Raw genomic sequence first — 19,489 nt, 5'->3', positions numbered from 1 at the left:
CCTCTGTCCGTCAGGTTGTACTGGGCACGGTTTCGGGAGAGGTCTCGGCGGTGGGGGCGCCTCAGTCAAAGGCTGATACCGCCACGATCGGGAGGGGGTTTACTGATGGGGTTGTTCAAGAAGAAGCCTGATGTTCAAGATGAGGTCATCGATGAATACATCGAGGCCGTGCGGGCGTGGTGCCGGCGGCTGCGCGAGGCTCGCGATGGGGGTGCAGACGTCACGGTTGCGTCCGCGATCATCGCGGCTGCCGGGGAGGTGCCGCAGCTTGCCGTGGAGCGACTCGCGCTGCCCTCGCAGCGGGATCTCGCGATTTCGACGGCTCGCGCCTGGCTCAGCATGGAAGCAGGAAGACTGTCCCGGCAGGACGTTCTCAATGGCCGTTCCGAAAGCTATTGGGTCCAGATCGGCGACCTCCTGTACTCCGACCTCCCGCTCCCGTCGTACTGAGAGGTTCTGCTCGTAACCATCGACACCGGCTCTGAGGAGTTGTTGGGTGCAGGTGTTAGGTCGAGGCTGGTGTTCGTCGCCGGGCAGGTCGCATGGGATGCCGACTGGGTCACGATCGGGAAGGCGACCTTCGGCTGAACCTCACTCACCGAAGGGGTACGCCGCGGTCTGGCTGGTCAGTGCCATTGTCCTCACGGACGGGACCCCGGCCGCGGACTGTGGGTTGGTCTAGCCGAAACTGCCCTTGGAGTCCCACCGGGTGAGCGTGCCGTTCGAGGGCAGCGCGTGGTGGTTGACCGAGGCAACGGTCCGTGTCGTGCGGGTCGCTCGTCTCGAGGAAGGTGACGTCACCGCAGCCGCCGATCCCGAGGTTCTGTGACTGCGTCCGGTCGAGCTCGCTGGCTTCGGTGAGGAAGTAGGAGCTGTTGTACAGGCCCGAGCCGATCACCACGTGGCCGTAGTACGACCCGCCGAAACCTTGTACGACCGGGGTTGCGCGGCCCCCGGGGCAACTCCCGCCACCAGTTACACCGGCGAACTTCGAGGTCGCAAATGGGCTCAGGTCGTCTTGTGGCGGGTGCCGCCTTCGAGGTGGATTGTTTCGGCGGTGATGAAACCTGCGCGGAGGAGCCACATCACCGTGTCCACGACGTCGTCGGGTTGGCCGTGGCGGCCGACTAGCGTGGTCGTGGCGCTCTTCGCGAGTAGGTTCGCTTTGGCGTCGCCGAGGTGGTCCCAGGTGCCGGAGTCGATGATGCCGGGTGAGATCGCGTTGACCCGGATCGGGGCGAGCTCCGCCGCGAGGTGGCGAGCGGCGTACTCGACCGCACCGTTGGTCACCCCCTTGACCAGCGACCCCGGACCCGGCCGCCACCCGACGACCCCCGAGAACAGCACCATCGAGCCAGTCAGCCGCGGCGCGAAGTGCTTGGCGATCAGCATCGGTCCGAGCACCTTCGCCGTGAATGCCGCCACCAACTTGTCCCGGTCCAGCTCGGCGGCGCGTACGTCGTGCGGCGCCGAGCCGGTCGTCACGATGTGATCGACACCGTCCGACAGCTTCTCGGCAGCGGCCGCGATCGTCGTCTCGTCCTGCAGGTCGATGCGCAGTGCGTCCGCGCCGATCTCGTCCGCGAGTGCCTGCGCCGCAACCAGATCGCGCGCGCCGATCGTCACGCCGTACCCGTCCTTCACCGCTCGCCGCGCGACCGCCGCCCCGAGTGCCCGCGCGCCGCCGATGACCAGGATCCGCTCCATGTCCGTTCCCTTCCGTAGAATCCAACGGGTACGACGGTATGGATTTGATACCGGTATCTTCAACGGAACTGGGAGCACCATGGGCAAGGCGTACAACGTGATGGCAGCCACCTGCCCCAGCCGCACCGTGCTGCACCGCATCGGCGCCCGCTGGACCGTGTTCGTCGTCAACGCCCTCGCCGACGGGCCGCGACGCTTCACGGAACTGAAGACACATATCCAGGGCATCACCCCCAAGGTGCTCACCGAGACGCTGCGGTCGCTCGAGCTGGACGGCCTGATCAGCCGACAGGACTACGACGAGAACCCACCGCGCGTCGAGTACACCCTGACGCCCCTTGGTCAATCCCTGCTCGTCCCGCTCAGAGCGGTACGACTGTGGGCCGAAGAGCACGTCCCCGACATCGAGGCTGCCCGCGCCCGCCTATCACCAGAGCCCGCAGTGCTTGAACCAACCAATCCCAGCCGGTGAGCGTCAACCAGGGGTCCGCAACACTGGGCAGGTGAAGGGACGTGGAGTGCACGTAGTTGTTGGTGCTGGTGCGGTTGGTGGAGCGGTGTCGCGGCTGTTGCTCCAGCGGGGTGAGCGGGTGCGGGTGGTTTCCCGGTCCGGAGGCGGGCCGGAGGGGGCGGAGCGGGTTGCTGCGGACGCGGGCAAGGGGCTCCAGCAGTACGTCGACGACGCGATGGCGATCTACTCGTGTGCGGCGCCGCCGTACGACAAGTGGATCACGGAGTGGCCAGTGCTCAATGCGGCGTTGATCAAGGCGGCGCAGAACAGCGGGGCCGTGCTGGTCAGCACTAGCAACCTCTACGGGTACGGCGCGGTCGACCGGCCGATGACAGAGGACATGCCGTTGCGTCCGAACTCGACCAAAGGCGAGGTACGCGCCAAGCTCTGGACAGAGGCGCTCGAAGCGGGGATCCGGACCGCGGAGGTGCGGGGGTCGGACTACCTAGGGGCCGGCGCGGTCTCGCCGTTCAGCGTGTCCGTGCTGCCCAACATCCTCAATGGCAAGCGGGGGTTGATGCCCGGGGATCTTGATGCGCCGCACAGCTGGACGTACGTCGGAGACGTTGCCCGTACCCTCATCGCGGTGGCAGACGACCGCACCGCCTGGGGACGCGCGTGGCATGTGCCGACTCCCGAGCCGATGTCCGTGCGCCAGCTCGCCAACCGTGCCGCGGAGCTTGCGGGGGCGCCGGAGGCTCGGGTTGCGAAGCTGCCGGCGTTCATGCTGAGATTCGCCGGTTCCGCCGCGCGCGAGCTGGTGGAGATGCTGTACCAGTGGCAGCGGCCGTTCGTGCTCGACTCCACCGCGGCGACTGTTGCCTTTGGCATCAAACCGGTGCCGACCGACGACGCACTACGAGAGATGCTCGGAAAGGGCACCGATGAGCTCTAGCAGACCCGGCCGCGCGTTCCGGCGCCTCCTCATCACGCTGGTGGTGCTGGCGCTCCTGCTGGTCGTCGTCGACCGGGCGGCGGCGTACGTCGCGGAGAACCAGCTGGCCTCGATGGCCGAGAAGGAGGCGGCGCAGTACGACGTGCGCGCCGCGGACACCTCGGTCCACATCGGCGGGTTCGGCTTCCTGCCGCAGCTGGTGAAGGAGGACTTCTCCAAGGTCACGCTGACGATGAAGCAGCCGACCTTCTCGGGCATCCCCGCGGAGGACCTGAAGGTCGACCTGACTGACGTGCATGTACCGAAGGCGCTGCTCACCGGCGACCGAGGTGCGGCGGTGACCGTCGACTCGACCGCACTGCGACTGCAGCTCGCCCCGGCGGAGCTGGCCAAGCTGGCGGCGCGCAGTACCGGCCTGAGCGGCCTGACGATGGCCGTCGTCGACGACAAGCTGCACGCGAAGCTGTCCCTGCGTGGTATCAACGCCGACGTCACGATCGTCCCCAAGGTCAGCAAGGGCCGGATCGTGCTCGTGGTCGACCAGCTGTCCGACTCGATCCCGTCCTTCATCCGCAGCGCGGTCAAGAACCAGCTGGCCCGCGGCATCGTCATCCCCAAGCTGCCGTTCGGCGCCCAGCTCGACCAGGTCAGCGTCGAGGGCAGCTCGGTCCTCCTCACCGCCTCCGCCGCCGACCTGAAATTCAACACCTGATCCCGAAAACTGCCCTTGGGTTCCGATGGTTCGCGATATATCGTCGAACTATCGGAACCTCGAGGACGGAAACGGGTGGTTGTGATGGGTGGATCGGCGTACGCCGCGGGCTGGCCGTGGCGGGAGTTCGCGCGTCAGTGCGGGAGCTTCGACGAGTTGAAGGAAGAGCTGCGCGCGGCGATGACCGGCCGGCGTGGGCCGCGTGGGCACGGCGGCCACCAGCAGCACTTCGGCGGCCCGCAGTGGGGCATGTTCGGCGGCGGACAGATGTTCGGGCCGCCCTGGGGCCAGCCGCCGCGGTGGCGCGGGCCGAAGGCGCGGCGGGGCGACGTACGGGCGGCGATCCTGGCCGTGCTGGCGGAGCAGCCGATGAACGGGTATCAGATCATCCAGGAGATCGCGGAGCGCAGCGGTGGTATGTGGAAGCCCAGCCCGGGCTCGATCTACCCGACGCTGCAGCAGCTCGAGGACGAGGGCCTGGTGACCGCGGACGCGGAGACCGGACGGCGCACGTTCCGGCTGACCGACGAGGGTCGCACGTACGTCGCTGAGCACCAGGACGAGGTGTCTGCGCCGTGGGAGGCGATGAGCGCGCCGACCGGTGACGACGAGAGCGGGCTGAAGCCGATGCTCGGCCAGGTGGCCGGTGCGATGTGGCAGATCCTCGCGACGGGTACGCCGGAGCAGCAGGCGAAGGCAAAGGAAGCGCTGGGCGAGCTTCGGAAGAAGCTGTACGGCATCTTGTCCGCGGACGACGGCACCGACGGCGCGGAAGGCAGCGACGGCGCAGAAGGCACTGGGGACAGGTCATGACCACGCCTGCCCACGACGACGGCGCTGACTGGAGTGGTCGCCGGGGCGCGCGTACACCCCGGGGCCCTCGGGCACCCCGGGGCGGAGCGCCCTGGGACGGCAAGTGGAACGGCCCCGGGCGTGGCTGGCCGGGCGAGCTGCGCTGGGTCGGCGACTGGAGCGGCCCTGGTCCGGAGCGGCACAGCGACGTACCGCAGAAGCCGGTGCGCATCGGTGACGCGGAGCGGGACCAGGCGGTCTCGCAGCTCAGTGAGCACTTCGTGGCCGGTCGGATCACGCAGGCCGAGTTCGAGGAGCGGAGCGAGCAGGCGTCCCAGGCGCGGTACGTCGCTGACCTCGTGCCGCTCTTCGACGACCTGCCCCAGGAGCAGCCGCAGCCGGCGGCCGTCGTACGGCGCCGTCCGAGCGGACCACCGCCGTTCATGATGCTGCTGCCGTTCCTCATGGTCGGTCTGGTGATCAGCTCGATTGCACTGGCCGCACCGTGGTTGCTGTGGGGCGTCTTCTGGGTGGTGATCATCAGCGGCATGTCCCGCCGCCGGTGGAGTCACTACCGCCGCTGACGAGCCCTCGGGATCTCTTCGGCGAACTCGACGACGAAACCGTCCGGGTCCGTCACATGGACCGTCCGGTGTCCCCACGGACGGTTCGCCGGCCCGCTCAGCACCGGTACGCCGGCCGCCCGCAGCCGCTCGGCCACGTCGTCTGCGGACGTGACCGCCACCACCACTTCCCCACCGGCCCCCGGCGCCACCGCCCGACCGGTCAACCACTCCGCCCGCCGCCGCTCGTACAACGCGAACCGCACCCCGCCGGCAGCGAACTCCGCGTACCCCGCGTCCATGAACTTGTACGACAGCCCGACCACGTCCCGGTAGAACTCCACCGACGCGGTCAGGTCCGAGACGTACAGAATCACGTGACTGATCTCCACGGCATGCCAAAGTACCGTGATCGGCACCGACAATCCGGGAGACGCTCATGGCGAAGGTACGCGTGGAGAACTTCACGATCACGGTCGATGGCTTCAGCGCCGGCGTCAACCAGCGGATGGACGCGCCTTTCGGCGACGGTGTCGACGGCCTGCACGACTGGATGTTCGCGGCCCAGGACGACAAGGCGGCCGGCCGGGGCGGGATCGACGCGAGCTACATCGGGCGCTACGACGACACCACCGGCGCGACGATCATGGGCCGGAACATGTTCGGCCCGTTCCGCGGTCCGTGGGAGGACGAGTCGTGGCAGGGCTGGTGGGGCGACAACCCGCCGTACCACCGCGACACCTTCGTGCTGACCCACCATCCGCGCCCGACGCTGCCGATGAAGGGCGGTACGACGTTCTACTTCACGGACGACCCGATCGAGCAGGTGCTCGAGCGCGCCCTCACCGCGGCGAACGGCAAGGACGTGACGATCGGGGGCGGCGCGGCCACGGTCCAGCAGTACCTGCGCGCCGGCCTGATCGACGAGCTGCACGTCGTCGTTTCCCCGATCCTCGCGGGCGCCGGCGAGCGTCTCTTCGACAACCTGGCCGACGGCCTCGGGAACTACCGGGTCGACTCCGTCGTCAGCTCGCCCAAGGCGACGCACGTGCAGATCGTCCGTCGGTGATCACGGCACGCGGGTGAGCCACTCCTCGGTGCCGAACTTCTCCACAACCCGTTCCTGAGCGAGCGAAACCGTGTCGTCATCGATCGTCCCGGAGGACAGCCCGTAGCGGCTCCGGAAGGTCCCGACCATCCGCGAGATCACGTCCGAGCGCTCCAGCCCGGTCTGGCTACGCAATGGGTCGACGCGCTTCGCCGCGCTCGGCGTGCCCTTGTCGGACAGCTTCTCGCGGCCGATCCGCAGTACGTCGAGCATCTTCGCGGCGTCCATGTCGTAGGCCATCGTGACGTGGTGCAGGACGGCGCCACCCGCGAAGCGCTTCTGCGCCGCGCCCGCGATCTTGCCCGCCGGCGAGGTGATGTCGTTGATCGGCTGGTACGTCGCCGCGATGCCGAGATCGTTGAGCGCACCAATGACCCAGTCGTCGAGGAACGCGTACGACTCGACGAACGACAGCCCGGAGACCAGCGACTCAGGTACGTACAGAGAGTAAGTAATGGTGTTGCCGGGCTCCACGAACATCGCGCCGCCGCCGCTGATCCGCCGGACGACGGTCACGTCGTGCCGGGCCGCGCCGTCGAGGTCAACTTCGTTACGTAAAGATTGAAAGCTGCCGATGATGACTGCGTTCGACGCCCACTCCCAGACCCGCAGCGTCGGCGGCCGCTCGCCGGAGCCGACCTGCTCGGTCAGCACCTCGTCCAGCGCCATCTGCAACGCCGGCTCCCGCGGTACGTCGTGGACGAACTCCCACGCGTGGTCACGCCACCCGGTGGCGCCGGTGAGCGCACGCCGTACCGCGACGGCTACCGCCTCCGGAGAGAACCCGAGCATCTCCACGCCGTCACCGAGCACGCCCCGCACCCGGGCCGCGATCTGCGCTGCCGGCGTCGCCACCGGCAGACCGCCGAGCGCGCCGTTGATCCGCTCCAGCGCGTCGTCCGGCTCGAGGAAGAAGTCACCGGAGATCTGCGCGCTCCGGACGTGCTCGTCGACCACGTCCAGGTCCGCGACCACGAGCTTCCCGCCGGGCACCTTGTACTCACCATGCATATTCGGAAACAACTTGCCCGGTTCAACGGTTGTTCCCACCACTTCACGTCTGCTTCGGCCTACACTCCGGGCCATGGCGGAGATGAGTATGAACAAGGCGATCCATGCCGCGTTCCGGCGGGACCTGGATCGCTTCATTGACGCACTGGGGCGGTTCCCGGCCGGGGACCGGCAGCGGGCCATGCAGCTGACTGCGGCCTGGAGAAACTTCGACGAGCAGCTCGTCCGGCACCACGAGGGTGAGCACGAGATCGCCTGGCCGGCGTTGGAGAAGGTCGGCGTGAGTCGCGACCTGCTCGCGCAGATGGACGCCGAGCACGACACGATGGCCACCGCACTCGCCACGACGCGGTCGGCGATGGCCGCGCTGCACGGGTCCGGCAGCGCCGAGGACGCGGCGGCCGCACTCACCGCGATGCGGGAGCTGCAGCGGGTCACGGTCCAGCACCTCGACCACGAGGAGGCGGAGATCGAGGCCGCCTATCTGGAGAACCAGAACCGCCCGGAGATCAAGGCGATGGGCCGCGAGTTCGCCAAGGTCGGACCGGTCCAGGGCGGCACCTTCTTCGCCTGGGCCCTCGACGGCGCCGGCCCGGCCGAGTCCGCGGCCATCACCGGCACGGTCCCGAAGCCTGTCCTGGCAGTGATCACAGGTCTCTTCGGCCGCAGCTACCGCACCACAGTGGCTCCGGTATGGCGGAGCTGATCAAGCAACCAGAGCTGACCAGGCAACCAGAGCCGATCGGGCAACCGGACCTGATCAGGCAGCCGGCTTGAGCTCTACGGCGACCTGCCAGACGCGCCCGCGGACGGTGTCGATGTCCGCGGAGGCGTCGACCTCGTAGTGGATGCCGCGGCCGGCGTACAGGTTGAGGAGCGGTGCGGTCTGCGTGTGGTACACCTCGAACCGGCGGCGGATCACTTCTTCGGTGTCGTCCGAGCGGTGCTCGATCTCGGCGCGGCGCAGCAGCCGGTCGACCAGCACCTCCGAGTCGACGAGCAGGACCAGGGCCGCGTCGAGCGCACGCCCTTGCCCCCGCAGGATCTCGTCCAGGACGGCGGCCTGCTCGAGCGTCCGCGGGTACCCGTCCAGGACCCACCCGGACCGGGCGTCGTCCTGGGCGAGCCGGTCGCGGACCATGTCGTTGGTGACCTCGTCGGGGACGTATTCGCCCGCGTCCAGGTAGCGCTGTGCGGTCCGGCCGAGCTCGGTGCCGCGCGCGACGTTGCTCCGGAAGAGGTCTCCGGTGGAGATCACCGGTACGCCGAGATGCCCGGCCAGGTGGCCCGCGTGCGTACCCTTCCCCGCTCCGGGCGGGCCCATCAGCAAGACAGTGGTCACCGCGATCCTCCTGGCTGTCCGGTAAGCCCAATACAATATTGGACCTTTCGCCCGCGCGATACGGCGTACATCACTCCGTACCGCGCGGTTACGTCACACCCCGCGCAAACCTGCGCGCAGCAACCGGATTTGCTACTTCGCGCGCATGTCCATCGTTGCCAGGTTCAGAATTCCCACTCCGGGCGCAGCTCGATGGTGTCGCCCGGGCCGGCGAACTGGGCCGCCAGCTCCTCCGCGCGCTCCCGGGTGGCGCAGTTCAGCACGAAGAACCCGGCCAGCTGCTCCTTCGTCTCGGCGTACGGCCCGTCGGTGCTCACCGGCCGCTTGCCCTCCCAGCGGTAGACGCGGGACGTCGACGGCTTGTCCAGCGCGAGCCCGCTGACCAGCTCGCCGGACTCGGACAGCTCGGTCAGCAGCCGGTCGAACTCCTTGCCCATCGCCTCCCGCTCGGCCGCCGGGACCGCGCGTCCGACCTCGGTGAAGTCGATCGTCGGATGTCCCCACGGCTCCATCTGCGAGTGGATCAGCACCACGTACTTCATCTCTTGACCTCCAGTTCGCCCGGTCGCCCTCTGCGCCCGGCACCCACTACGTCGGAGGCGCCCGGAACCCCTCGACATTTTGCCGCCCTGTATCTCAGGTCACATCCGGTCACACTCACCGCACCGAGCTCCGTCAGCCTTTCAGAACCCCACGAAGGAGCGGAACGATGATCCTGGTGACAGGCGGGACCGGAACGATCGGCAAGCTGGTGGTACCGCAGCTGCGAGCGGCCGGCCGGGAGGTGCGCGTACTGAGCCGGCACGCGCAAGCAGGTGGCGTCGCCGTCGACCTGATGAAGGGTGACGGCCTCGACGAGGCCCTGGAGGGCGTGGACGTCGTACTGCACCTGGCCGGCGGGCCGAAGGGTGACGACATCGGCACCCGCAACCTGGTCGCCGCGGCGGAGCGAGCCGGCGTGGGCCACCTGGTCCACATCTCGGTGACCGCGGTCGACCAGCTCCCGCTGGGCTACTTCAAGTCCAAGCTGGGCGCCGAGCAGGCCGTACGGGCGTCCTCGGTGCCGTGGACCGTACTGCGGGTCGCGCAGCTGCACGACTTCGCCTGGAACACCGTGCGGGCAATGGCCAAGCTGCCTGTCCTGCCGATGCCCGGGGGCATCCGCTTCCAGCCGGTCGCTGCGGAGGACGTCGCCCAGCGACTCGTAGAGCTCACGCTCGGCGCACCGCAGGGCCTCGTCCCCGATCTGGTCGGCCCGCAGGTCTACAGCCTGCCGGAGCTCGCCCACGACTACTTGCGGGCCACCGGCAAGCACCGGGTCTCGCTGCCGATCCGCGTGCCCGGCAAGGCCGGCAAGGTCTACCGGGCCGGCGGCAACCTCACCCTCACCGGCGCCGACCACGGCACCCACACCTGGCCAGACTTCGTCGCCGCCCAAGCCTGACCAGCCGCGCAAGCCCCGCAAGCCCGGCAAGCCCGGCAAGCCCGGCAAGCCCGGCAAGCCCGGCAAGCCCGGCAAGCCGCGCAGGCTTCCCCGGGGGCTGCCTGCCAGGCCATCCTTGGCGCATGGCGATGGTGGGGCGCCAGGGGGAACTCATGGCGCTGCAGGGGTGGCTCGACCAGGCCCGCGCGGGAAGCGGGCGGCTGGTCGTGTGTAGTGGCGCGGCCGGGATCGGGAAGACCCGGCTGGCCCAGGAGTTCGCCGGCGTCGCACTGGCCGGCGGTACGCCGGTTGTCTGGGGCCGGTGCGCCGAAACCGACGGCGCACCGGCGTACTGGCCGTGGCGGCAGGTCCTCCGGTCGCTCGCCCTCGATGCCGACCACCTCCTCTCCGGCGACGACCGCTTCCGCCTCTTCGAGCAGGTGACCGACGCGGTACGGCGAGCAGCGGGTCACGGCCTCGTCATCGTGCTCGACGACCTCCACCGCAGCGACGAACCGTCCGTGCTGGTCCTGCGCCAGCTCGCCGGACACCTCGCGGAGCTCCCAGTCCTGCTCCTCGCCACTACCCGCGACCCGAACAACCTCGGCGACCTGTCCACCGCGGATCGCCTGCCACTGCAAGCGTTCGAGCGCCCGCAGGTGGCCGAACAGTTGCAACCAGCAACAACCGATCCCGAGCTGGTGGCCGAAGTGCATCGGATCACCGGCGGCAACCCCTTGTTCGTCCGTGAGGTTGCCCGGGCGATCGCGGACCGGTCCTGGCAGCCGGACCAGCCGCCGCGGTCGGTGCTCGACATCGTCGCGGCACGGCTGGACCGGGCGTCGCCGGCTTGCCGCGCGCTCGTCCAGGCAGCGGCGATCGCCGGCCGCGATGTCCAGCTGCCCGCGGTCGCCAAAGCCCTGCGCCGGCCGGTCGAAGACTGCCTGCCGCTGGTCGACGAGGCGATCGAGCTCGGCTTCCTCGAGCACGTCGGTACCGAGGTCCGCTTCGTCCACGCGCTGACCCGCGACGCGGTCGAAGCCTCCCTCACGACAGCAAATCGCATCGCCCTGCACCGAACTATTGCCGATGCCCTCGACCCCGAGGATCAACTCGCCGAGATCGCCGGCCACCACGTAGTCCTGGCCCGGTACGGCGACGGCACCACGGCCCGTACCTGGTTGGTCCGCGCTGCGGAGGACGCCGTACGCCGGCTTGCCTACGAGGAAGGCGTCCGGCTCTACCGCGAGGCGCTTCAGACGCGGCCGATCGACACCGCGGAGTCCTGCGAGCTGCAGCTCGCGCTAGGGCGTGCGGCCTACCTAGCCGGCGACCTGACCGCGTGCTGCGCGGCCGCAGTCGAGGCAGCAGCCCAGGCCCGGACCCCGGAGCAGGCGGCCGAGGCGGCGCTCGTACTCGAGGCAGTCCCCGACCCGAGCATCAACGCCACCACAGAACGCCTCTGCGCCGCTGCGCTGGCCCTGGCCGTCGACACCGCGACCAGAGCGCGACTGGTTGCCCTCCGCAGCCATCTGGCCTTCTACGCCGGTGAGCAGTCGCTACTGGACGCGCTGAGCGCAGAGGCGCTGACACTCGCCCGCAGCAGCCAGGACGACAAAGCGCTGGCCGCCGCACTCCGCGCCAGGCAGGAGGCCTGCCCAGGTCCGGACGGTCGCAGCGAGCGGCTGGACCTAGCGACAGAGATGCTCGCACTGGCCCAGCGGACAGGTGACCCGCGCGCGGAGATGTGGGGTGAGATCTGGCGGTTGGACGCGTTGATCGAGAGCGGTCGACTCTCCGCGGCCGCCGAGGAGCTGCCGCGGCTGCAGGTCGCGACTGATCGGCTGGGCGGACCTGTGGCCGCATGGCACCACGACCGGATCGCTGCCTGCATAGCCCAGGCCCGTGGTCGGTACGCCGAGGCCGCCGCGCTAGGGCGTCGCGGCTACGAGCGGATGCGGCCAGTCGAACGTGCGCCCGCCACCGGCGCGTACTTCGCCCTGCAGGTCGCGCTGGCCGCGCACACCGGGATCACCGACGACATGCGCCCGTTCACCCAGCAGGGCTTCGATCCACCACCCCGGTTCGCCACGGTGTCGTTGCTGTCCCGGGCGCTGCTCCTCCTCAGTGCAGGCGAGCCCGAGCAGGCCGCAGCGTCGTACCGCCTGGCTGGTCCGGTCACGGAGTGGTCGTTGCCGGCCTTCTTCGTCCTGCCCGGCTACGTGTACGGCGCACTCGCCAGCTGCGGCCTTAAACAGCACGACGACCTCGCCGTCCTGCTGGACCGCCTCCAGCCGTTCCGCGGAGAGCATGCCGTAGGCAACGGAGTCGCGTACATGGGTCCGGCCGAGCTCGCGATCGGGAAGTCCGCGGCCGCGCTCGGCCAGCTCGACCTGGCGATCGAGAACCTCACCGCGGCAGTGACCGCGGCCGAGACGGCCGGAGCCGCCGGGTTCGTCGCGGAGGCGCAGTACCACCTTGCCGCGGCTCTGGACAGCGCCGGCGACCGCGAGCGAGCCCGGCCGCTGGCCGTCGCAGCTCACCGGCAGATCGAGGCGCTCGGCATGACGGCGTACGTCGATCGGGCGGCCGCACTGCTGGCCCGGCTGACCGGCGGCCACGGTCTGAGCGGACGCGAGGTGGAGGTCGCCGGCCTGGTCGCCGAAGGGCTGACGAACCGCCAGATCGCCACCCGGCTGGTGATCTCCGAACGGACCGCGCAGAACCACGTCCAGCACATCCTGACCAAGCTCGGCTTCACCACCCGCAGCCAGATCGCGACCTGGTCCGCCCGGCGCTGAGTACCCCGGATGAGTGATCTGGCGGATTCCGCCCGGCGCTCCGGCTCCTAGCGTGAAGAACGTCCGCACGAACTAGGAGGAAACATGCAGTGGATCACCGTCGTCACCCCGCCGTTCGCGACGATCGAGCAGTTCGACCAGGTCATGCACGAGGTCGGCACCGAACCCGAAGGCCTTCAGGAACGGTATGTCGGCAAGGCCGCCGACGGCCTGCGCGTCGTCGCGCTGTGGGAGTCGAAGCAGCACGCCGACCGGTTCTTCGCCGACCACCTCGGTCCGGCGCTGGCCAAGGTCCTCGGCCCGGAACCGTCCGGCCGGCCGGAGATCCTCGGCGTCGAGATTGCCCGGACCTACATCCGCCAGCCGGTGGGCTGAGACCAGAGCCTGAGACCTAGAGCCGCCAGCCGGTGGGCTGACGGTTCAGGTACGGGTCGAGAAGCCCGGTCGTTCGGGGGTCGGCCGGGTGCTGGGTGAGGTGGCGGGCGATGCCGGCCAGGAGGTCTGCCACCTGCACCCGCGGGTCGTGCTTCGAGTCGACCTGCGTGAAGCTCAGCAGCGGCGGCGGCTGGATGGTCTCGGCCAGGAAGGCACCCAGCCGGGCAACCCGTCCGCGGGTCAGGGCGCTCTGCTCGTCGTGGACCACGGCGACGGAGCGCTGACCGGCGCTCCAGAACAGGAGGGTCTCGGCCAAGGCCGGCACCAGCGGCTCCAGAGGCGGCGGGATGGAGGGGTCCTCGTCGATCAGGCGCTGCATCACCTCCTCGACCCGAGCGCGGGACAGCGGCAGATCGGGCGGCATCGTGGCGAAGAAGCGGTCCACGGCCGCGTGGTCCATCAGCCTGACCCGCTTGGTCCGGGTCAGGTCGGTGAACGCGGTCAGGAACTCGGTATGCGGTCGCAGGGCGAGCGCGGCCGCCGAATGATCTGTCCCGAGGCTCGTGCCCGCGCCGTACGACGGCTCCTCGGTGAACAGCTCGAACACCCGCGCGGCGACGTACGTCGTCTTGTCGATGACGTGGACGTGCGCGTGTCCACGCAGGGTCGTCAGCAACCACTCGAGCGCCGGCCGCTGCTCGCGCCGCAGCAGCTGGCTCGACTTGTACTCACCCCGGCGCCGCGACCGCAGTACGGCGATCAGGTCGGCCGCCGTGGGTACGTCGAGATCGATGCTGGCGTGGGTGATCAGGGGCGAAACGGGATCGAGGAGGTTCGATCCGGAGAACCCGGACTCGTCACACGCGACCTCGACCGACATGCGACCCATGGTGGTCTGCGTACCCACCACGGCACCACCGAATTCTCAGGGCTTGCGACCGAGCGCCACCAGCAGCAGCTGGCCGGCACCCGCCGCGCTGACCCCTGGACCGTCCAGCGGCCAGGAGGCCAGGTCGACCAAACCGGGCGGAACCAGCTGGAGCCCAGTGAGGAAGCCGCCGACCTCGGCGGGCGTGCGGAACCGCAGGTTCGGGAATGCCTCCCCCAGCTTCTCCTCGATCGACCTCGCGAACGAGGCGAACCGGCTGCCGTCCCGCGGGTTCACCGGGTGCGTCAGCGCCAGGTACGAACCGGCCGGGACCGCGGCCAGGTACTCCGCGACGATCCGGGCGGCCTGCTCGGTGTCCGGGATCGCTTGCAGGACCATCCCGAGCAGGAGCCCGACCGGTCGGGAGAGGTCGATCGCCTCGGTGACGACGGGATGCCGGAGCACGGCGGCCGGGTCGGTCAGGTCGGCCTCGGCGAAGAAGCTGTGCTGGTAGTCGGCGAGCAGCGCCTGGCCGTGCGTGACCGCGGTCAGGTCGTTGTCGACGTACACCACGACGCCGTCGGGATCGGCGCGCGCGACGATCTCATGGGTGTTGTCGAGCGTCGGCAGCCCGGCGCCGAGGTCGAGGAACTGGCCGATGTGGCCGTCGATGACCATCCGGCCGATCGCGTGCGCGAGCCAGCGGCGGTTCGCCGCAGCGAGCTGCGGGGTCTCCGGGGCCAGCTTGACGACGTCCTGGTACAGCCGGCGCTCGACCTCGAAGTTGTTCTTTCCGCCGAGGAACAAATCGTAGAGCCGCGCCTCGGACGGCTGGTCGAGATCGATGGTCCGGTACTCGGCGGGCGCGCCCCGGTGCGTGTCGTCGGCCTCCGGCATCGCCCGGTCCCACCTCGTCTCCACACCCGTTGCCACAATCCGAAAAGCCGGATTGCCCGAGAGGCTACCGCTCCTTTCCCCGACCCGAGAAGTTGGGCCGCCCGCGATGAGTTTTGGCCGGCTCGCTCGTCTCAACGAAGACAACCCAGCAAGGAGGACCGAATGGCGAAGGTGCTCTACTCCGTGACGATGTCGGTGGACGGGTTCATCACCGGACCGGGCGGGGACATGCAGTGGATGCGGCCGTACCTCGGGCCGAACCCGGCCGTCGACGAGCTGACCCCGCGGATCGGGGCCATCCTGGTCGGCCGCCGGTCGCACGACGGGGACGATCCGTACAAGGGTGAGGCCGGCGAGGGTGAGGCGTTCGGTGGTGGATGGAGTGGGCCGCTGTTCGTGCTCACCCATCGACTGCCCGAGCGATCGGAGCTGGACGTCACGTACGTCGACGACTTCACCAAGGCGCTCGCGGCCGCGAAGGAGGCGGCGGGCGACCGGTACGTCAACGTGATCGGTGCCAATGTGGCGAAGCAGTGCATCGAGGCGGGCGAGCTGGACGAGGTGCTGGTGTTCTACGCCCCGGTGCTGCTCGGCGACGGGACGCGGCTGTTCGACCACCCGGGCGGGCGAACGGTGCCGCTCCAGCGCATCCGCAGTACCGAGACGCCGACGGCCAACGGGTTGTGGTTCACGGTCGGTTAGAAATCGGCGGCGGTCGAGCTCATGACGGCCCGGACCTCTACCGAGCGCCCGGCTCTCCGGGCGTCCGGCAGGAGTCGCGCGAGCTCGACCGCCCGCTCGCGGTTCTCGACGTCGATGACGTAGTAGCCGTCGATCGGCGCCGGGTCGTCGGCGCAGTCGGGCAGCCGGACGGACAGTTCGGGGTGCGCGAGCAGCTCGCCGCAGACCAGTTCGCCGGCGTCGTACGCGGCCCGCTCGAACTCGTCGCGGCGCAGCCCTGGCTCGCCATCACCCTGCAGGATCAGTAAGAACTTCATCGGCGCACTCCTCTCACTGGTACGACGGAGTCGAGGCCGCGGTTTTGACATGATGGGCCGATGTTCGTGCGTACCGAGCGGCTGGTCCTGCGCCGCTTCGCTCCCGAGGACGCCGCCGCCTTCGCCGCCTACCGTTCCGATCCGGACGTCGCGCGGTACCAGTCGTTCGAACCGCCGCTGCCGCTGGCCGAGGCGATCGAAACGGTCACGCACTTCGGCGCGGGCGATCCGGAGGCGGCCGGCTGATTCCAGTACGCCGTCGACCTGGACGGGGTGCTGATCGGCGACCTCGGTCTGCGCCTGTACGACAACCTGATGCAGGCCGACCTCGGGTTCACGTTGTCCGCGGCCCATCAGGGCAAGGGCTATGCGTCCGAGGCGGTTCGCGGGCTGCTGGAGCACCTGTTCGTCGAGCGCGAGCTGCACCGGGTCTCGGCCGAGGCCGACGCCCGCAACACCGCCTCGGTCCGCCTGCTCGAACGCGTCGGCTTCCGGCGCGAAGGCCTGCGGCGGTCCAACACCTGGTTCAAGGGCGAGTGGACCGACGACGTAATCTTTGGCTTGCTACGCGACGATTACCTCAGCCGAGTGCGGCCCAAGCCCGGGCCGTCAGTTTGATCGAGCCGTCTGCCTCGATCGGCAACCGCGAGCGCACCTCTTCCTCCAGCGCGGCCTGATCGGCCGGCGACAGGCTCCGCAGGTAGGCCGGTGCGACGCCCTGACCGCCGAGGAACGGCTGCCAGTAATCGTCGAACGACGCGAACACCGTGGGTACGACGATCTCGCGCGTATGCATGGTCTCGAACCCGGCCTCGCGGAACAGCCGCTCCAGGCCGTGCGGCGTACAGAACGAGAACCGCCGGCCCTCGTCCTCGTCGCCGTCCTGCGGGCGGATCGCGTGCACGGCGTCGAAGAAGTAGCGCATCAGTTGCATGCCGTCCGCGTAGTCCCAGACGTAGACGGCGACCGCCGACCCGATCTCCCGCATCCGGCGCAGCGCCTCGACCCGCTCGGGGATGAAGTTGAGCACGAGCCCGGCAACCACCACGTCGTACAGTCCGTCGGGCAGGTCCGCGGCGGAGCGCACCTGGAAGTCGGCCCGCGGATCGTCGACAGTGCGCCGCGCGTAGCCGACGAACCCGGCCGACGGATCCACCCCGAGCACCTCCGCGGGATCCCCCAGCTGAAGGATCGTGCTGGTCAGCGCGCCGGTCCCACAGCCGACGTCAAGCCAGCGCAACCCGGCCGGCCGGTCGAGCCAGCCGACGAACTCCGCCGCCACCAACCGGCTCCAGCGGCCCACGTACGACTCGTAGATCTCCCCGCTCGACCACTCGCTCATCCCCGCAGACTATGCCCGCGATGGCTGGGATCACGCGACCTTCACGCCGGTCAACTGCTCGGCGACCGACCAAAGGCGCGCGTTCGTCTGCTCGTCGAGAGCTCGCGTGGGTTGGTTGGTGAGCTTGGTCGGTCCGACCAGGCCGAAGAGGCCCGAGGGTCCGTAGTACGCGCCGTGGCCGGCGTCCGGGCTGGTTGCGGCGTACAGGAGGGGCTCTGTGCCGATTTCGACGTCCTGCTTCGGGATCGGGTTGTAGCGCATGAACAAACGCATCAGGAGCGGGGGCTGCTCAGCGCCCAGTGCGGCGCCGGCGGTCTGCAGGTTGGTGCGCGTGTAGCCGGGGTGGGCGGCGTTGCTGAGCAGGTGCCAGCCGCGATCGGTGGCGAGCTTCGCGAGTTGGTTGCTCATCATCAGGTCGGCCAGCTTGGACTGCGCGTACGCCGCCGTCCGCCGGTAGCGCTGCTCCCACTGCAGGTCGTCGAACTGGATCTGCCCGCGGTTGGCGGCCCCGCTGCTCATCGTGCTGACTCGGGCGCCCGGGGTGCGCAGCAGGAGCGGCAGCAGCTGGACCGTCAGCGCGAACGGGCCCAGGAAGTTCGAGCCGAACTGCAGCTCGAAGCCGTCCTTGGTGGTGAACCGGCGCGGCGGGATCATCACGCCGGCGTTGTTGATCAGGACATCGAGCTGCGGCTCGTCGGCAGTCAGCTTCTCGGCGAACTCGCGGACGGAGTCCAGGTCGGCGAGGTCGATCCGGCGTACCTCGAGCTGGGCATCGGGGTGCGCGGCCAGGATCTCGTCGCGGGCGGCCTCGCCCTTGGCGACGGTCCGGACCGCCATCACCACCCGGGCGCCGGCCGCGGCCAGGCGCTTGGCGGCTTCCTTACCGGTCCCGCTGTTGGCGCCGGTGACGACGATGAGTTTGCCGCTCTGGTCGGGAACGTCGTACATGAGCTGCTCCTGGGTAAAAGACTGATGGTCTGTTATGTCCAGACGTTAACAGACCATCGGTCCGATAACAACAGACCAGCGGTCTGTAGAATGTGAGCGTGATGACATTCCAGCGCGCGCGGAGCGCGGAGCAGCGGGCGGTGCGGCGGAAGGCGATCCTGGAGACCGCGGCCGCGATGCTGACCGAGATGCCGGTCGCCGACCTCAGCCTGAACGAGCTGAGCCGCCGCGTCGGCCTGGCCAAGTCCAACGTGCTGAACTACTTCGACTCCCGCGAGGCCGTGCTGCTGGAGCTGTCCAGCAGCGAGCTCGCGACCTGGGTCGACGAGCTGGAGAGCGCCCTGGCGGACGTGTCCACCGCGTTGCCGGTCGACGAGCGCGGCGAGCGGCTGGTGGCGGCGGTGGTCGAGACGCTGAGCCGGCGGCCGGTGTTCTGCGACCTGGTCAGTGCGCAGGCGTCGGTGCTCGAGCGGAACATCACGACCGAGACCGCGCTGGCGTTCAAGCGCGCGGCCGCCGCCGCCTACGCGCGGATGATCTCGGCCGTGGCGGCGGTCCTCCCGGAGCTAGGCCCGGACCGGGCAGGCCACTTCATCGCCACCGCGAGTCTGCTCGCCGGCGCGATCTGGTCGCATTCCCACCCGGTCCCGGCCATCATCGCGGCGTACGAGGCGGACCCGTCGCTGCACGCCATCAGGATCGCCTTCGGGCCGACCCTCACCGAGAGCCTGACAACCTTGCTGTACGGCGCCCTCCCCCGGCCTACGGCGTGAACACCGGCGCCGTGTCGACGTACACGCGGTAGTCGGTGACCAGGCCGGCCGCGTCGACATCCCAGATCGAGACCGCGGGGACCGTGACTAGGAGGGCCATGCTCCCGGAGGCGCGGGTGACGCTGGCCGACCTGTTCGACGAGGCTCAGCAGGTGCTCGCCCGGGCGATGCCGCGGGAGAGCAGTTGCTGCCACGCGGTTGATCCGGCGACGCTCGTCGAGACCCGGTACTCCGCCGAGCGGATGCCGGCGCCGAACGCGTACGTCGCCGAGATCGCGTACCGGTCCGACGACTACAACTCGTTCACCGAACTGACCCAGGGCGCGCGGCACGCCGGGATCCTCAGCGAGGCGACCGGCGGCGACCTACGCCGGAGTCTGCGGTACCGCGAGCTGGTCGGCCGGATCAATGCTCAGTGACCCG

General features: G+C 69.4%; 24 protein-coding genes and 1 pseudogene. 15 read left to right on the top strand and 10 right to left on the bottom strand.

All coding sequences use genetic code 11. From position 1 onward, the window contains the following. Positions 1-105 precede the first annotated feature (105 nt). A complete protein-coding gene (locus AB0E69_RS05610) occupies positions 106-450 on the top strand; it encodes a hypothetical protein (protein ID WP_360140004.1) in 345 nt (114 codons plus the stop codon). A gap of 558 nt (positions 451-1,008) precedes the next feature. Here the strand turns inward: AB0E69_RS05610 and AB0E69_RS05605 are convergent. Next, on the bottom strand, positions 1,009-1,707 hold the full coding sequence (locus tag AB0E69_RS05605; protein WP_360140001.1) for an SDR family oxidoreductase: 699 nt from the start codon (positions 1,705-1,707) through the stop codon (positions 1,009-1,011). Positions 1,708-1,786: 79 nt separating this feature from the next. On the opposite strand from AB0E69_RS05605, the gene AB0E69_RS05600 reads away from it, so the two are divergent. From AB0E69_RS05600 to AB0E69_RS05580, 5 genes are all read left to right on the top strand, one after another. Further along, complete coding sequence (locus tag AB0E69_RS05600) at positions 1,787-2,179, top strand: helix-turn-helix domain-containing protein (protein ID WP_360139998.1); 393 nt, start codon at positions 1,787-1,789, stop codon at positions 2,177-2,179. A gap of 31 nt (positions 2,180-2,210) precedes the next feature. Continuing rightward, positions 2,211-3,113: an NAD-dependent epimerase/dehydratase family protein gene (locus tag AB0E69_RS05595; protein ID WP_360139995.1), complete on the top strand. Its 903-nt coding sequence runs from the start codon at positions 2,211-2,213 to the stop codon at positions 3,111-3,113. Further along, positions 3,103-3,825 (top strand): DUF2993 domain-containing protein, encoded by a 723-nt coding sequence (locus AB0E69_RS05590; RefSeq protein WP_360139992.1) that lies wholly within the window; start codon positions 3,103-3,105, stop codon positions 3,823-3,825. Before AB0E69_RS05595 ends, AB0E69_RS05590 begins: the two co-directional genes overlap by 11 nt. Positions 3,826-3,909: 84 nt before the next feature. Beyond that, positions 3,910-4,638, top strand: a complete 729-nt coding sequence (locus AB0E69_RS05585; RefSeq protein ID WP_360139989.1) for a PadR family transcriptional regulator — start codon at positions 3,910-3,912, stop codon at positions 4,636-4,638. Then, a complete protein-coding gene (locus AB0E69_RS05580; protein WP_360139986.1) occupies positions 4,635-5,201 on the top strand; it encodes a DUF1707 domain-containing protein in 567 nt (188 codons plus the stop codon). The genes AB0E69_RS05585 and AB0E69_RS05580 overlap by 4 nt, the downstream gene beginning before the upstream one ends. On the opposite strand, the gene AB0E69_RS05575 is transcribed toward AB0E69_RS05580, so the two are convergent. Then, complete coding sequence (locus AB0E69_RS05575; protein WP_360139983.1) at positions 5,189-5,572, bottom strand: VOC family protein; 384 nt, start codon at positions 5,570-5,572, stop codon at positions 5,189-5,191. The two genes, AB0E69_RS05580 and AB0E69_RS05575, sit on opposite strands and share 13 nt — an antisense overlap. Positions 5,573-5,619: 47 nt before the next feature. Here AB0E69_RS05575 and AB0E69_RS05570 point away from each other — a divergent pair, with 47 nt between their 5' ends. Then, entirely contained in the window at positions 5,620-6,249 is a 630-nt protein-coding gene (locus tag AB0E69_RS05570; RefSeq protein ID WP_360139981.1) for a dihydrofolate reductase family protein, read from the top strand. Here AB0E69_RS05570 and AB0E69_RS05565 read toward each other — a convergent pair whose 3' ends face one another. Then, positions 6,250-7,299 carry a lipoate--protein ligase family protein gene (locus AB0E69_RS05565; RefSeq protein ID WP_360139978.1) on the bottom strand — a complete coding sequence of 350 codons (1,050 nt, stop codon included), beginning with the start codon at positions 7,297-7,299 and terminating at the stop codon, positions 6,250-6,252. It abuts the gene before it with no gap. A gap of 73 nt (positions 7,300-7,372) precedes the next feature. Here AB0E69_RS05565 and AB0E69_RS05560 point away from each other — a divergent pair, with 73 nt between their 5' ends. Next, positions 7,373-8,005, top strand: coding sequence for a hemerythrin domain-containing protein (locus tag AB0E69_RS05560; RefSeq protein ID WP_360139975.1), 633 nt, complete (start codon positions 7,373-7,375; stop codon positions 8,003-8,005). Positions 8,006-8,059: 54 nt separating this feature from the next. On the opposite strand, the gene AB0E69_RS05555 is transcribed toward AB0E69_RS05560, so the two are convergent. Then, complete coding sequence (locus AB0E69_RS05555) at positions 8,060-8,641, bottom strand: adenylate kinase (protein ID WP_360139972.1); 582 nt, start codon at positions 8,639-8,641, stop codon at positions 8,060-8,062. A 164-nt stretch (positions 8,642-8,805) separates the two neighbouring features. Then, the gene (locus AB0E69_RS05550; protein ID WP_360139969.1) at positions 8,806-9,183 is read right to left on the bottom strand and encodes a YciI family protein; all 378 of its coding nucleotides are present in this window, start codon (positions 9,181-9,183) and stop codon (positions 8,806-8,808) included. A gap of 167 nt (positions 9,184-9,350) precedes the next feature. Here AB0E69_RS05550 and AB0E69_RS05545 point away from each other — a divergent pair, with 167 nt between their 5' ends. The 3 genes from AB0E69_RS05545 to AB0E69_RS05535 all read left to right on the top strand — a co-directional run bounded on the left by AB0E69_RS05545 (position 9,351) and on the right by AB0E69_RS05535 (position 13,240). Then, positions 9,351-10,085 carry an NAD(P)H-binding protein gene (locus AB0E69_RS05545; protein ID WP_360139966.1) on the top strand — a complete coding sequence of 245 codons (735 nt, stop codon included), beginning with the start codon at positions 9,351-9,353 and terminating at the stop codon, positions 10,083-10,085. A 122-nt stretch (positions 10,086-10,207) separates the two neighbouring features. Beyond that, entirely contained in the window at positions 10,208-12,865 is a 2,658-nt protein-coding gene (locus AB0E69_RS05540) for an AAA family ATPase (RefSeq protein ID WP_360139963.1), read from the top strand. A gap of 84 nt (positions 12,866-12,949) precedes the next feature. Beyond that, entirely contained in the window at positions 12,950-13,240 is a 291-nt protein-coding gene (locus tag AB0E69_RS05535; protein WP_360139960.1) for a hypothetical protein, read from the top strand. A gap of 16 nt (positions 13,241-13,256) precedes the next feature. Here the strand turns inward: AB0E69_RS05535 and AB0E69_RS05530 are convergent, their stop codons facing one another. Together AB0E69_RS05530 and AB0E69_RS05525 are read right to left on the bottom strand one after the other, a co-directional pair. After that, on the bottom strand, positions 13,257-14,120 hold the full coding sequence (locus tag AB0E69_RS05530; RefSeq protein ID WP_360139957.1) for a hypothetical protein: 864 nt from the start codon (positions 14,118-14,120) through the stop codon (positions 13,257-13,259). 45 nt (positions 14,121-14,165) lie between these two features. Then, positions 14,166-15,005: an SAM-dependent methyltransferase gene (locus AB0E69_RS05525; protein WP_360139954.1), complete on the bottom strand. Its 840-nt coding sequence runs from the start codon at positions 15,003-15,005 to the stop codon at positions 14,166-14,168. A gap of 162 nt (positions 15,006-15,167) precedes the next feature. On the opposite strand from AB0E69_RS05525, the gene AB0E69_RS05520 reads away from it, so the two are divergent. Continuing rightward, a complete protein-coding gene (locus AB0E69_RS05520) occupies positions 15,168-15,707 on the top strand; it encodes a dihydrofolate reductase family protein (protein ID WP_360139951.1) in 540 nt (179 codons plus the stop codon). On the opposite strand, the gene AB0E69_RS05515 is transcribed toward AB0E69_RS05520, so the two are convergent. Continuing rightward, positions 15,704-16,003, bottom strand: a complete 300-nt coding sequence (locus AB0E69_RS05515; protein ID WP_360139948.1) for a hypothetical protein — start codon at positions 16,001-16,003, stop codon at positions 15,704-15,706. The genes AB0E69_RS05520 and AB0E69_RS05515 overlap by 4 nt on opposite strands. Before the next feature lie 60 nt (positions 16,004-16,063). Between AB0E69_RS05515 and AB0E69_RS05510 the strand changes: the two are divergent. After that, positions 16,064-16,621 (top strand): annotated as a pseudogene (locus AB0E69_RS05510) (GNAT family protein). On the opposite strand, the gene AB0E69_RS05505 reads toward AB0E69_RS05510, so the two are convergent. Next, positions 16,584-17,345, bottom strand: coding sequence for a class I SAM-dependent methyltransferase (locus AB0E69_RS05505; protein WP_360139945.1), 762 nt, complete (start codon positions 17,343-17,345; stop codon positions 16,584-16,586). The pseudogene AB0E69_RS05510 and the gene AB0E69_RS05505 sit on opposite strands and share 38 nt — an antisense overlap. A 30-nt stretch (positions 17,346-17,375) precedes the next feature. Then, a complete protein-coding gene (locus AB0E69_RS05500; RefSeq protein ID WP_360139942.1) occupies positions 17,376-18,293 on the bottom strand; it encodes an SDR family oxidoreductase in 918 nt (305 codons plus the stop codon). 101 nt (positions 18,294-18,394) lie between these two features. Between AB0E69_RS05500 and AB0E69_RS05495 the strand changes: the two genes are divergently transcribed. Further along, positions 18,395-19,066 carry a TetR family transcriptional regulator gene (locus tag AB0E69_RS05495; protein WP_360140420.1) on the top strand — a complete coding sequence of 224 codons (672 nt, stop codon included), beginning with the start codon at positions 18,395-18,397 and terminating at the stop codon, positions 19,064-19,066. 98 nt (positions 19,067-19,164) lie between these two features. Beyond that, the gene (locus AB0E69_RS05490) at positions 19,165-19,485 is read left to right on the top strand and encodes a hypothetical protein (protein ID WP_360139939.1); all 321 of its coding nucleotides are present in this window, start codon (positions 19,165-19,167) and stop codon (positions 19,483-19,485) included. The last annotated feature ends 4 nt before the right edge of the window (positions 19,486-19,489 follow it).

Source organism: Kribbella sp. NPDC026611 (assembly GCF_040638345.1).
Classification (GTDB): domain Bacteria; phylum Actinomycetota; class Actinomycetes; order Propionibacteriales; family Kribbellaceae; genus Kribbella.
The sequence above is the reverse complement of the archived record's forward strand: the minus strand, read 5'-3'. Positions and strand labels throughout refer to the sequence as shown.

Bases quoted from the DNA above. Each gene is read 5' to 3' on its own strand.
- AB0E69_RS05610 (WP_360140004.1), top strand. From the start codon at position 106: ATGGGGTTGTTCAAGAAGAAGCCTGATGTTCAAGATGAGGTCATCGAT.
- AB0E69_RS05605 (WP_360140001.1), bottom strand. From the start codon at position 1,707: ATGGAGCGGATCCTGGTCATCGGCGGCGCGCGGGCACTCGGGGCGGCG.
- AB0E69_RS05600 (WP_360139998.1), top strand. From the start codon at position 1,787: ATGGGCAAGGCGTACAACGTGATGGCAGCCACCTGCCCCAGCCGCACC.
- AB0E69_RS05590 (WP_360139992.1), top strand. From the start codon at position 3,103: ATGAGCTCTAGCAGACCCGGCCGCGCGTTCCGGCGCCTCCTCATCACG.
- AB0E69_RS05585 (WP_360139989.1), top strand. From the start codon at position 3,910: ATGGGTGGATCGGCGTACGCCGCGGGCTGGCCGTGGCGGGAGTTCGCG.
- AB0E69_RS05580 (WP_360139986.1), top strand. From the start codon at position 4,635: ATGACCACGCCTGCCCACGACGACGGCGCTGACTGGAGTGGTCGCCGG.
- AB0E69_RS05570 (WP_360139981.1), top strand. From the start codon at position 5,620: ATGGCGAAGGTACGCGTGGAGAACTTCACGATCACGGTCGATGGCTTC.
- AB0E69_RS05565 (WP_360139978.1), bottom strand. From the start codon at position 7,299: ATGCATGGTGAGTACAAGGTGCCCGGCGGGAAGCTCGTGGTCGCGGAC.
- AB0E69_RS05560 (WP_360139975.1), top strand. From the start codon at position 7,373: ATGGCGGAGATGAGTATGAACAAGGCGATCCATGCCGCGTTCCGGCGG.
- AB0E69_RS05550 (WP_360139969.1), bottom strand. From the start codon at position 9,183: ATGAAGTACGTGGTGCTGATCCACTCGCAGATGGAGCCGTGGGGACAT.
- AB0E69_RS05545 (WP_360139966.1), top strand. From the start codon at position 9,351: ATGATCCTGGTGACAGGCGGGACCGGAACGATCGGCAAGCTGGTGGTA.
- AB0E69_RS05540 (WP_360139963.1), top strand. From the start codon at position 10,208: ATGGCGATGGTGGGGCGCCAGGGGGAACTCATGGCGCTGCAGGGGTGG.
- AB0E69_RS05535 (WP_360139960.1), top strand. From the start codon at position 12,950: ATGCAGTGGATCACCGTCGTCACCCCGCCGTTCGCGACGATCGAGCAG.
- AB0E69_RS05530 (WP_360139957.1), bottom strand. From the start codon at position 14,120: ATGTCGGTCGAGGTCGCGTGTGACGAGTCCGGGTTCTCCGGATCGAAC.
- AB0E69_RS05525 (WP_360139954.1), bottom strand. From the start codon at position 15,005: ATGCCGGAGGCCGACGACACGCACCGGGGCGCGCCCGCCGAGTACCGG.
- AB0E69_RS05520 (WP_360139951.1), top strand. From the start codon at position 15,168: ATGGCGAAGGTGCTCTACTCCGTGACGATGTCGGTGGACGGGTTCATC.
- AB0E69_RS05515 (WP_360139948.1), bottom strand. From the start codon at position 16,003: ATGAAGTTCTTACTGATCCTGCAGGGTGATGGCGAGCCAGGGCTGCGC.
- AB0E69_RS05505 (WP_360139945.1), bottom strand. From the start codon at position 17,345: ATGAGCGAGTGGTCGAGCGGGGAGATCTACGAGTCGTACGTGGGCCGC.
- AB0E69_RS05500 (WP_360139942.1), bottom strand. From the start codon at position 18,293: ATGTACGACGTTCCCGACCAGAGCGGCAAACTCATCGTCGTCACCGGC.
- AB0E69_RS05495 (WP_360140420.1), top strand. From the start codon at position 18,395: ATGACATTCCAGCGCGCGCGGAGCGCGGAGCAGCGGGCGGTGCGGCGG.
- AB0E69_RS05490 (WP_360139939.1), top strand. From the start codon at position 19,165: ATGCTCCCGGAGGCGCGGGTGACGCTGGCCGACCTGTTCGACGAGGCT.